Source organism: Anabaena cylindrica UHCC 0172, assembly GCF_034931625.1.
In the GTDB taxonomy this organism is placed as follows: Bacteria; Cyanobacteriota; Cyanobacteriia; order Cyanobacteriales; family Nostocaceae; genus Anabaena; species Anabaena cylindrica_A.
Genome location: NZ_JAYGGY010000043.1, coordinates 13,589 through 24,814, shown reverse-complemented (window position 1 = coordinate 24,814; position 11,226 = coordinate 13,589). Strand labels below are relative to the sequence as shown.

10 protein-coding genes are annotated in these 11,226 nt (G+C 41.2%); 5 read left to right on the top strand and 5 right to left on the bottom strand.

The genetic code is table 11. The annotated features are described in order from the left end of the window. Nucleotides 1–42 precede the first annotated feature (42 nt). The 3 genes from VB713_RS11930 to VB713_RS11920 all read right to left on the bottom strand — a co-directional run bounded on the left by VB713_RS11930 (nucleotide 43) and on the right by VB713_RS11920 (nucleotide 6,628). Nucleotides 43–735 (bottom strand): ribonuclease HII, encoded by a 693-nt coding sequence (locus VB713_RS11930; RefSeq protein ID WP_323311765.1) that lies wholly within the window; start codon nucleotides 733–735, stop codon nucleotides 43–45. Between the two features lie 8 nt (nucleotides 736–743). Next, on the bottom strand, nucleotides 744–2,915 hold the full coding sequence (locus VB713_RS11925; protein WP_323311764.1) for an Rne/Rng family ribonuclease: 2,172 nt from the start codon (nucleotides 2,913–2,915) through the stop codon (nucleotides 744–746). A 926-nt stretch (nucleotides 2,916–3,841) separates the two neighbouring features. Then, entirely contained in the window at nucleotides 3,842–6,628 is a 2,787-nt protein-coding gene (locus VB713_RS11920; RefSeq protein ID WP_323311763.1) for a TIGR03936 family radical SAM-associated protein, read from the bottom strand. A gap of 642 nt (nucleotides 6,629–7,270) precedes the next feature. Between VB713_RS11920 and VB713_RS11915 the strand changes: the two genes are divergently transcribed. Next, nucleotides 7,271–7,468, top strand: coding sequence for a hypothetical protein (locus tag VB713_RS11915; protein ID WP_323311762.1), 198 nt, complete (start codon nucleotides 7,271–7,273; stop codon nucleotides 7,466–7,468). 15 nt (nucleotides 7,469–7,483) lie between these two features. On the opposite strand, the gene VB713_RS11910 is transcribed toward VB713_RS11915, so the two are convergent. Continuing rightward, on the bottom strand, nucleotides 7,484–7,840 hold the full coding sequence (locus VB713_RS11910; RefSeq protein WP_323311761.1) for a hypothetical protein: 357 nt from the start codon (nucleotides 7,838–7,840) through the stop codon (nucleotides 7,484–7,486). Between the two features lie 204 nt (nucleotides 7,841–8,044). On the opposite strand from VB713_RS11910, the gene clpS reads away from it, so the two are divergent. The 3 genes from clpS to VB713_RS11895 all read left to right on the top strand — a co-directional run bounded on the left by clpS (nucleotide 8,045) and on the right by VB713_RS11895 (nucleotide 9,534). Next, nucleotides 8,045–8,326: an ATP-dependent Clp protease adapter ClpS gene (gene clpS / locus VB713_RS11905; RefSeq protein ID WP_323311760.1), complete on the top strand. Its 282-nt coding sequence runs from the start codon at nucleotides 8,045–8,047 to the stop codon at nucleotides 8,324–8,326. Nucleotides 8,327–8,414: 88 nt separating this feature from the next. Then, nucleotides 8,415–9,248 carry a type II CAAX endopeptidase family protein gene (locus VB713_RS11900; RefSeq protein ID WP_323311767.1) on the top strand — a complete coding sequence of 278 codons (834 nt, stop codon included), beginning with the start codon at nucleotides 8,415–8,417 and terminating at the stop codon, nucleotides 9,246–9,248. Further along, nucleotides 9,241–9,534 carry a hypothetical protein gene (locus VB713_RS11895; RefSeq protein WP_323311759.1) on the top strand — a complete coding sequence of 98 codons (294 nt, stop codon included), beginning with the start codon at nucleotides 9,241–9,243 and terminating at the stop codon, nucleotides 9,532–9,534. Before VB713_RS11900 ends, VB713_RS11895 begins: the two co-directional genes overlap by 8 nt. 92 nt (nucleotides 9,535–9,626) lie before the next feature. Here VB713_RS11895 and VB713_RS11890 read toward each other — a convergent pair whose 3' ends face one another. After that, entirely contained in the window at nucleotides 9,627–10,154 is a 528-nt protein-coding gene (locus tag VB713_RS11890; RefSeq protein WP_323311758.1) for a BrnT family toxin, read from the bottom strand. Nucleotides 10,155–10,616: 462 nt separating this feature from the next. On the opposite strand from VB713_RS11890, the gene VB713_RS11885 reads away from it, so the two are divergent. Next, a partial coding sequence (locus VB713_RS11885) for a tetratricopeptide repeat protein (RefSeq protein WP_323311757.1) occupies nucleotides 10,617–11,226 on the top strand: 610 nt, incomplete at its 3' end.

Below are 11,226 nucleotides of genomic sequence, written 5' to 3'. Positions count from 1 at the left end.
TTACTCATTACTCATTACTCATTACTCATTACTCATTACTCATTACTCATTACTCGGTACTGAAATTTGGCAAGGACGAAAAGATAGACGATGTAGGGATGATGGTCCGTACTTTTGCAAAGCCAGCAAATGTCGCTGGCTCCCATAACCTTTATTATTCTCTAAGTCATACATCGGGTACTTAGATGCTAAACGTATCACCAGATCATCACGCCAAACCTTAGCCATGATACTAGCAGCTGCAATGTTGAGCGATCGCTCATCTCCCTTAACGATAGTTTGTTGTGGTATCAATAAATCCTTTACCAACTGATTGCCATCAACCAAGCAAATTGTAGGCTGTACCTTCAGTTTCAGTACAGCCCGTTTCATTGCTAACAGCGTTGCTTGCAAAATATTTAGCTTGTCAATTTCTGCCGTGGAAGCATAACCAATTTTCCAGTCTAAAGCCAGCACACCAATTTGCTGCGCCAGCTGCGTTCTTCGGGAACTAGACAACTTTTTGCTGTCTTTAATTTTAGCTGCCATTAGTTTTGGCAAAGCGTCTGCGGGTAATACCACTGTTGCCGCTACTACAGGCCCAAATAACGCACCTCGTCCCACTTCATCTATACCTGCAACCAATCCATGAGCATCTAAGTAGGTGGACAACTCCAGCCAACTTGATTCGGCTAAGGGTGCGGTTGAGTCAACAGATGGAGATGTTGGCGCAGATGTTGGCTCTGTATCTAACATAAAAGCTGTTAACTTTCCTCCAAGTTAGAAATACCTCCATCTACTGCTGAAGAACGACGGCGACGACGGCGATTGGAAATGGAAGCGTTATTTATTTCTTCTTCATCTGTAAAAGACTCAAATCCTGTTTCTTTATACTCTTCCGGCGGTGGTTCAATTGTTGGTTTAGGAAAGTATGGTTCTTCTAGCTCAATTTTTGGTGTAGGCATTTTGACTTTAGTAACTTCAGAATTCGTTCTTTCAGAAAAGGTTGATTCTGATGTTGATTCAGTCGATTCCGTTATTGGTGTTGGTATTTGTCCAGGTTGAACAATGTTAAAAATTACAGATTTGGGATTTCTAACTTCTTGCTCTAACTTCACACCAGGAGAAATTCCCATCAAAGCAAACATATCTTGTTCCTGGAGTGTCATTTCTACAGAAACAATCTGTGGAGGCTCTACCACAGGTTTAACTGGATCTATTTTAACTTTGGTGCGTTCTGTTCTCTCATTCCAACCAGATTTGCCAAGAGTTGGTGTTCGCAGTCCATCTCGCGCATCTTTAGGAGGAACTTCGCCAACACGTCGTGCATCGGATAGAAGAGATGGCATTTCTGGTGTGTGAGCTAGTTCACCATCAGTATCCAAGTCTAAATCTGCCTCGTTGACAAAAGCCAATGGATTGCCTAACCGGGATTCATCTTTGCCGTTAATCCCATTCATCCCAATTCGACTACGACGAGTGCGGGTACGACGTTTATTATCACCCATTTCTTGATAACTGGGGTGGTTGATCAGATGGGTAGCACTCAATTCAGAGTCACCTTCAAATCCTTCCCCAAATCCATCATAGCTTTCCCGTGGTTCTGGTATCCGGGCAGATGGCATACGTGGTTCTCTTTGAGGCAGGGGTGCAAATCGGTCTTGTATGTCTGCTGCTGGGATTGGTAATCGGTTTTCTATTTCTCCTGGTAAGCGGAGGGTATGTCCTAAACCGCCACAGGTGGGACAAGTTTCTCCAAACAATTCATAAATATTTTGACCTTGGCGTTTGCGGGTTAGTTCTACTAAACCTAGTTCGGTCAACTGGGCAATTTGCGGACGGGCTTTATCAGCTTTGAGGGCTTTGTTAAAGTGTTCTAAGACTTGTAGTTGATCGCGCCGTGATTCCATATCAATGAAGTCAACAACGATGACACCTGCAATATTCCGCAACCGTAACTGACGAGCAATTTCTGTTGCTGCTTCACAGTTTGTCCACAAAACGGTTTCTCTGGCTGTTGCCGATCGCGTGAAGGAACCTGAGTTAACATCTATTACAGTTAATGCTTCTGTTGGCTCAATAATGATATAGCCTCCAGATGGTAGGTCTACTCTAGGTTTGAGTGCCTCACGAATGGCAGCACTGATGCGGAAGTATTCTAAGATGGGAGAGCGATCGCGATGGTGATCAATTAGCACACCTTGTGGTGTTTGACCTCCACTCCAGTTTTGCAAATATTGCTTAACTCGTCGTAATCCAGTGCTGGAATCAACGACAATGCGATTCACATCCGCGCCATACATATCCCGCAATACGCGCTGGATAAAGTCATCATCCCGATTTAGCAATGCTGGCGGACGAGTAGATTGTGCTTCTTGTTGGATTACTTCCCATTGCCTTTGCAGCAATTCTAAGTCTTCAATAATTGCTTCTTCTGGCTTACCTTCTGCTTCTGTTCGTACCAGTACACCCATACCCGCAGGTTTAATTAAAATTGCCAGGGCGCGGAGACGGTTGCGCTCACTTTCACTCTTAATTCGCCGAGATAAATTTACACCTCTACCATAGGGCATTAGCACTACGTAACGTCCAGGTAGGGTAATGTTACCTGTAAGCCTTGGGCCTTTTGTTCCCGTTGGCTCTTTCATCACTTGCACTAAAACTTTTTGCTGTGGTGTGAGCAGTTCGGTAATGGCTGCGGCACTGCGTTTTAGCTTCAATGGACCCAAGTCGGTGACGTGAATAAAACCGTTGCGTTCTGGATCACCAATATTCACAAAAGCTGCGTCTATCCCAGGTAACACATTTTCTACTACACCTAAGTAGATATCACCAATTTGATGATGACCAGTGGCAACAACGAGTTCTTGTATTTGATCTTCAGAAAATACGGCAGCAATTTGATGCTGCTCTGCGATAATAATTTGTTTTGGCATTCAAGTTCCTCAAAAATTGGCAGCACCAATGGGGATGGGAAGGAAGCTCTTTGTTATACCTCTAGCCCCTACTGGCAGCCCTAAAAGGCGCTACTGGTAATCAAAATTCCTTTCTCTGAAAGAGCTTCCCATAATTGGAAGCTGTGAACACTGTAATTGCGTTTACACGCCTGATTATTCCAGAACGGCTACATATTTTTTAAGTAATTAAACCAACCACAGAAGGTTGATTTCTGATGTCATACCTTCACCTTTTAGGATAATGGTATTCAGCAGGTGTTGTAAAAAGCATAGAGTTAGAGATTAGGCGTAGAGCTATTGTTAATAACTGATTCACAAGGTAGCTTTCTTAGAGAGTGTATTTTAATCTGCCTCAGTTTGTCTGGGATATAATCCTAGAATTTGCACTCTAATATCTTTGCTCTCGCTCCCTGGGTATCAGGGCAGTGAACCAGGTCATTCAATAATCCAGCACCAGAAAATTTCTCTTCACTTCATTTTAACGCAACCTTGGTGACATACTCCACACACTCCCTTTCAGGTTGGTGTGGGCATCTGGGCGACTCTTCTTTGAAGACATTAACTGGGCTTTAAAGTCCTATGCCCTAGGAGCTTTTTTGAAAAATTATTCACCGAAAGTTAAATAGGCTGCTTTTCAGCATTTAATTAGATTACACCTATCCATCAAATTATATCAGATTTGATTAGTTCGTGAATACATCCGGAGTTTGGCGAGTCGTCGCCCACCCTACTCTCTCAACGAGTGGTAGTCGTTAATTAGTCAGGGTAGAATTCATCACTGCTCAAGAATTTATCTCATCATTCACCTGAAGGGTGAATGAGAGGCTTCTTTTTGTTTTAGCTAAAAATCAATTCCTATGAATACGCTCATTCTTGGTAACTACTAGCAAGTCACCATTGAGGAATTATATTGCTAAAACTAGCCGATTGCGGTGGATATGCAGGAGGTGAAATTCTGCACTAGCCACTATTTCCAATATAGTCAAGATTTGCTCAGGACGCAAGATCACACCGTCAGGACGACAGCTACCCAAATAACGCAAGACAGCTTTTGACTCGGCTTGAGAGTTATGGGCTTCTACTAACTCTATCTCAAATAAGCGATCGCGCAGATTTATAATTTGGTGTTTGCCTGATTTAGTTGTATGGTCTGATAAAATCTCGTCTTTGGCTTGAATAGCAGAAATCCAGTCTTGCCATTGCGTTGCGGTTACTTCCCCAACTGTAGATATAGTCAGCAAATATTCTGCTGATTCTAGCACTTGGTTAGCTGCTGGAGATTTCAACTCTATCTCTTCCACATTATATATGGGGATGTCTGTGGGCAGTTGCTGTACCAGTTGCTCACGAAAACTTTCCACATCCATTGGTTGAGTTAACTCAAAATCTACAATTTCACCACTACTGGTAGCACCCAATGTTAAGGCGCTTGTCAGGGAAATGCGGGGGCCTGGATGAAACCCACCTGTAAAAGCCACCGGCAAACCGGCTCTTCGCATCACTCTATCAAACAGACGCATTAGATCAAGGTGACTTACTAAAGCCATATCACCTTGTTTGCCAAACCACACTCGCAGACGTTGTGCTTTTGTGGTATTTGGGACAAAATCGCCAGCAAATGCCGGAATTTCTGGGGAGTTAATAACGATATTATGGCCGAAATCAGTGCCGCAGACACCGCAATGAGAACAACCTTCAAAAGAACAATCGGGAACAATTGCAGCTTCTAGAGCGCGTTGTAAGTCTTCTTGCAGCCACTTTTTATCAATGCCTGTATCAATATGATCCCAAGGTAGGGGAGTATTGAGTGCCGAGTATTGAGTGCTGAGTGCTGGGTGCTGGGTGTTTAGCCCTTGCTGAGTTAAGATTTCTCTCCCTGCTCCTTGCTCCCTGCTCTCTGCTGCAAATAGATTCCATTCACCATTTTCGACTAGGCGGTATTTCCAGTCTAAGCCAGCTTCTGCGATCGCATTTTCCCAAGCTTTAAAAGCCTGTTCTACGTTTTCATACCAAGAGTCCATCCCTGCACCCAATTCCCAAGCGCGACGCAATACTTTGGCTAAAGAGCGATCGCCCCGACCTATAAAGTCTTCCATTGCCGAAAGGCGGAAATCAGTGAAATTCACCTTTATTCCCCGCATTTGTCGGAATTCTTGTCGCAGTAAACTTTGTTTGCGTTTGAACTCAGAGGTAGAAACCGAATGCCATTGAAATGGGGTGTGCGGCTTGGGCGTAAAATTAGAAATCGTCAAATTAAAGTTGAGTGATCTTCTGCCTTTAGCCCAACATTCTTGCTTTAACCATCTTACCGTTTCGGCAATACCCAAAACATCAGTATCTGTTTCTCCGGGTAAACCAATCATAAAATACAACTTGATTTTATCCCAGCCTTGCTCCCAAGCTGTTTTTATTCCTCGCAATAATTCTTCATTTGTCAAACCCTTATTAACGATGTCTCGCATCCGTTGGGTTCCGGCTTCAGGCGCAAAAGTCAAGCTACCTTGGCGCGTACCTCCCAGAATATTAGCAATATTCTCATCAAATCGGTCTACTCTCTGACTGGGTAAGGTCAGGGAAATATTTTCATTTTTTAACCGATTTTTTATTTCCATCCCCACTGCTGGGAGGGCTAAATAATCAGAACAACTGAGGGAAAGCAGAGAAAATTCATTGTAACCCGTTGCCCGCATTCCTGCTTCAATTGCTTCTACGACCAGATCCGGTTCTACATCTCGTGCAGGACGAGTCAACATTCCTGGTTGACAAAAGCGACAACCACGAGTACAGCCACGCCGAATTTCTATTGTTAAGCGATCATGCACTGTCTCGACGTAGGGAACTAAACCAATAGAATAAGCAGGAATCGGTGTAGCTACTCTGCGAAGAATGCGTTTCGGGACATCTGGACGCAGGGGATATACTGCACCACCTGCTCCCATTTCATAAAACCGAGGCACATATACACCGGGAATTTGAGCCAAGTCCAGCAACAATTCTTCCCGACTCAGACCTAGTTTTTTCCCTTCTTCTAATACCAAGCCAATTTCTGGTAACAGTTCCTCACCATCTCCCAAGGCAATAAAGTCAAAGAAATCAGCGTAAGGTTCTGGATTAGATGTTGCAGTTTGTCCACCAGCAAAAATTAGGGGAAATGGGGGTTGGGGACTGGGGATTGGGGACTGGGGATTAGGAAGAAGTTCTCCCTCTGCTTCCCCTGCTCCCTGCTCCCTGCCCCCTGCTCCCTGCTCCCTGCCCCCTGCTCCCTGCTCCCTGCTCCCTGCCTCTTCCCTCTCTTTCCAAGTTAAAGGAATTCCTGCCAAATCCAACATTTCTAGGATGTTGGTTGCACCTAATTCATAACTGAGGCTAAAACCTAAAACGTCGAATTCTGTCAGCCAGCGCTTGGACTCTACCGCAAACAAAGGTGTTTGGGTGGTACGAAGTTTTGCTGCTAAATCTGAACCTGGTAAGTAAGCGCGATCGCACAACTGATTTGGTTGGGCATTCAAAATATTATAAAGAATGATATGCCCCAAATTAGATGCACCGACCTCATACACTTCTGGGTAAGTTAACACCCAGCGTATAGTTGCCGTATCCCAAGGCTTGTGAACTGCTAAACGCTCATTACCCAGGTAACGAGCAGGTTTTAAAATATCCGATGTGATTAATTGCTCAACTAAAACAGCCACTTTGCTATCTTCTAGCTACCTTAAATTACACCTAACCACTTCAACTTAGCATTGATTCGGTCTTTCAACCCGACTTATCATAGTAACTTATAACAGTTTTACTGTCACCTGTGTTTTTTTCAGAGGCCATAAAACTTGATAACTTAGGTTTATTTGAACATAAACTGTTTTTTCATAAATAACCTATACGCGTGAAGCTTCTTTGCTGAATCTTTATTGGTTTACGGTTTTTGTTTAAAGATTATCATCTTCGCACTATAAATTGCATTCATATATACATTTTTTTTGTTTGAGTTAAAAAACAATCAACATAAACCCCGTTCAAGTTGAAACCTATAGTTTTTCTATGGTGCAAACTCAAGTTTTCAAGATGGATGGAGTTTATAAAGCCAAAAGGCAGATTTACTATCTGTGGCTATGATGATAAAACTTGTATAGCTATAAATCAAAGGATTTAAGTAAAAATTCCCTCAAATGCTCTCCCTAACTTTTATCTTCATTAATGGCAAAAAGCAGGGTTAAAAAACTGTGTATCTAAAATTTTCTTGTGATCTATATCACTTAAAACCGAATGTTTGGATCACTTTTTATACCAAGGTTTATCTTAGATAATAGATAACAATTACAGTTGGTTTATTCTTTATGAGCACACAATACGCAATTCGTCAATTAGTAGAGAGAGCGTTGCACATAAAAAAATTAACGCCAGAAATAGAAAATGAGATCAACTCAGAACTGACGCAACTGGGTTACATATCTGACGTTGATTATGAAGCTCTAGAATTATTAATGGCAGAGATGGATGCTGGTCGAGTTCAGTTAGTCCCCCAGTGGGGATAATCACTCTTTATAAATTCACAATTCTTTACCATTCTGGGAGGCTTGCCAAAGTTGGTAAATAAACTGATTGAGTTGCTGTTGAGCAACTGTATCACAGTCTGCTTTAGCGTCTTTTGGTAAAAGTTGACTCAATAGACCAACGGCTTCTGTATCCAGCGCTGCCCGAAATAAATTAATAGGCCACAATAAATCAGATGCATCTCGTAAATCGGTGATTAGTGGTGTTTCTTGGCTAAGGTTAGCCAAAAGCAAAGGACGCACCCAGCACAAATCACGAGAAATTACAACTTGAACGACTTCAGCATACAGATTCCTGTCAATATAATCTAAAGAAACAATCTGTCCCGGTTGAAAGCTGGAGCTAATATCCATTTTTTTAATTTTAAAAGTACTACTAGTGTAGTATTATGATAAGGCTTGAAGTTGTATAGTCTTCCGCGTCGGCAATAGCCAGAAGGCAAAAATTTTTTGCCTGGAATTGAAACAGAAATGTTATAACATTAAGTAAACAACTGTTAAGCAAATGCTCAACAGCAACCGTGTTGTCGTAAATCAAGTATAAAAGAGCAAAGAGTAGTGTCAGTCGAAACCATTGAGAAGCGTTCCACATCCCGCAAGCTCGCGCCTCAGTATCGCGTTTTGCTCCATAACGACGACTATAACTCTATGGAGTATGTGGTCCAGGTGCTAATGACCACTGTGCCGAGCATCACCCAGCCTCAAGCTGTGAGCATCATGATGGAAGCTCATAGCAGCGGGTTAGCCTTAGTTATTACTTGCGCTCAGGAACCCGCTGAGTTTTATTGTGAAACATTAAAAAGTCATGGATTGAGTAGTACAATTGAACCTAATGAATAGTAATTGGTCATTGGTCATTAGTCATTGGTCATTAGTCATTGGTCATTAGCAGTATAGTGTTGACTGAATGATATTTGACTAATCCATGATGAAAATTAATCTAGAGCAACTAGCCCAGTACCCCGTCCTTGCCAGACTGGGTTGTTTCATTCTGGCTTTGTTGTTATTATGGCTACCTTTCGCAGTACCGATATATTTACTCGTGGAAGATACTAATTTAGAAAGTATCTTGACAATGGTGCTACTTTATGTAGAGTTTATTTTTCTGGTCAAGTTATGGGGTAAGCAAGTCTATCAACAGCCTCAGATATTAACTCATTATGGTTTAGAGTTTTCACGCTTAAATGGTGTAAATTTTGTCCAAGGCTTGGCTATTGGATTAATTAATATTTTAATTGTATTTGGTGTACAAGGTTTGTTGGGTTGGTTAGTATGGCAACAACCCAAAGTTTTTTTATTGAAAATAATTTTAGAAGGTTTACTAGTTGGTTTCGGTGTGGGATTCGCAGAGGAATTATTATTTCGCGGTTGGTTATTGGATGAGCTAAAAAGAGATTATGGTTTCAGTTTAGCGACTTGGATAGATGCCATCGTATTTGCGATCGCACATTTTATCAAACCCTTAGAGGCTATTATTCATACTTTGCCACAATTTCCTGCTTTGGTATTGTTAGGGTTAACGCAGGTATGGGGTAAAAGTTCATGCAGAGGGCGTTTAGGTTTACCTATTGGTTTACATGGTGGTTTAGTTTGGGGTTATTACATTATTAATGTGGGAGAATTAACAAAACATTCAGAGGTAGTTCCTGATTGGGTGACAGGTGTGAATAATAATCCTTTACAAGGAGTAATGGGAGTGCTGTTTATGGGTGGACTAGCTTGGGGGATGCGAAGAAGAAGTATTAAATTTAATTATGATTAAATATCCTGTTATTTTACTGTTATTAATATTTTCTTTTTCTTACACATCTCCAGCTTTGGCTAATGTCTGTCGTCATTATGATGGACATGAAATTTGCATTCTTAGTATTAAACGCAGTGCAAAAAAATATTGGGAATATCGGGCAGCTATAAGTGTAGATGGTGTCAAAACACCTGTGGAAATCTATAATTGTCGTGGTAAATTTAAGATCAATAAAAATAGGACTCTCTCTCAATTTAGAGATAAGAGTCCTGGTGAGATGATTTGTAGTTTTTTTAAGAAGTAATAACGTAAGTTGATAGTTAGGGAAACTGTTAAAATCAGGATTTAAGGATTCACAGGATTAAAACTCAATCAATAAACTAAAAAATTGAAATATTATTGCTCATTGCGGCTTTGATTGTGATGTTCAAAATAAGAACGTAATACAGCATTCATTAAAGACTGATAGCCTTTACCTTTATTTTTAAACCATTGCAAAACATCATCATCAATTCTTAATGAAATAGCTTGTTTAGTGATAGGTTGAACAAGTTTTGCATTTTCCCAAAAATGAGCATCCAATTCGGGAATATCAGAAGTATCAATATCTTCATCGAGAATATTATTAATTTCCTCAAGTCGTTTCTCTGAGATATTCATAGTATGTGTTCCTTTCTTTTCTTTTGGAGTTGCTTTTCTGGCTGAAATAATACGAGTAATACCTGATCTTTCTGTATGAGCTACAGTAATAACAACAACACCGTTTATTGTTCCTATACTTATTTTTCTAAGTTCACCATAATCAAAACGGTCATCAATATTGTTAAATACAATTCCATCAAAAATTGTAACTGCCTCTTCAAAGCTGATTCCATGTTTTCTTAGATTTTGTCTATTTTTATTTTCATCCCATTCAAATCGCATTGAAATCTAGTAGATACAATTTGTATATACTGTATATAATATCATATTTATTGTTATAGTTCCACATTAGTAATCAAACACCATTTCCTTAGAGGTTGTTTGAAAAGTCTCAATCTATACTAACCCTGGCGACTAGAAGTCGCGGCTACACAGACAAAACCCACCTCCGTGGGTTTGAAACACCTATTTTTTGGTTAGTCCACGCAGGTGGTAAGACCAGTCCTGTAGGCGGGTTTCCCGCCGTAGGGAACTGGCGAATCCGAAGGAACTTCGTTTGTGTAGTAGCGTTCGCGTCAGCGTGCCGGAGGCATCTTTATATTCGCCCAAAACTTTTCAAACATCCTCTTACACCTAACAAAGTTTGTTACCAAAACAGAAACCTCACCCTCTGTTATCAATTACCCCCCATACAATCAAAACAGCCGTAACTGGCCTGTGGTGAGGAGTAATTGAGGCAGAGTGATGAAATATCAGGGAATTTACCGGGGTTTGCTACCGATATTTAGTCGTTGCGGGTTAATGATGTTGCTGAGTGTGGTTTTGCTGGCCGACTCGGTGGGGGCAATGCCGAGAAGTACAGGGTTGCAGATAGCACAGCAGCAAGGAACGCAACAGGAAGCCACGCGTGCTAAGGCGGACAGTTTGAATGAAGAAGGGATGCAACTTTATCAGCAGGGTACAGCAGAATCTTTGCGAAAGGCAATTGAGAAATGGCAAAAAGCACTACCTTTATATCGTGCAGTAGGGGATAAGGAATGGGAAGCCACTACTTTTTTAAGTATTGGTAGAGTCTACAATGATTTAGGAGAAAAACAGAAGGCACTTGAATATTACAACCAGGCTCTTCTTCTATTTCGTGCAGTAGGTTATAAGGAAGGGGAAGCCAGCACTTTTTTAAGTATTGGTAGAGTCTACAATGATTTAGGAGAAAAGCAAAAAGCACTTGAATATTACAACCAGGCTCTTTTTCTATTTCGTGCAGTAGATGATAGGGGAGGAGAAGCCATCACTCTCAACAATATTGGCAAAGTCTACTCTGACTTAGGAGAAAAACAGAAGGCACTTGAATACT

Coding starts and splice junctions, on each gene's coding strand:
- VB713_RS11930 (WP_323311765.1), bottom strand. CDS start 735: ATGTTAGATACAGAGCCAACATCTGCGCCAACATCTCCATCTGTTGAC.
- VB713_RS11925 (WP_323311764.1), bottom strand. CDS start 2,915: ATGCCAAAACAAATTATTATCGCAGAGCAGCATCAAATTGCTGCCGTA.
- VB713_RS11915 (WP_323311762.1), top strand. CDS start 7,271: ATGAGCACACAATACGCAATTCGTCAATTAGTAGAGAGAGCGTTGCAC.
- VB713_RS11910 (WP_323311761.1), bottom strand. CDS start 7,840: ATGGATATTAGCTCCAGCTTTCAACCGGGACAGATTGTTTCTTTAGAT.
- VB713_RS11900 (WP_323311767.1), top strand. CDS start 8,415: ATGAAAATTAATCTAGAGCAACTAGCCCAGTACCCCGTCCTTGCCAGA.
- VB713_RS11895 (WP_323311759.1), top strand. CDS start 9,241: ATGATTAAATATCCTGTTATTTTACTGTTATTAATATTTTCTTTTTCT.
- VB713_RS11890 (WP_323311758.1), bottom strand. CDS start 10,154: ATGCGATTTGAATGGGATGAAAATAAAAATAGACAAAATCTAAGAAAA.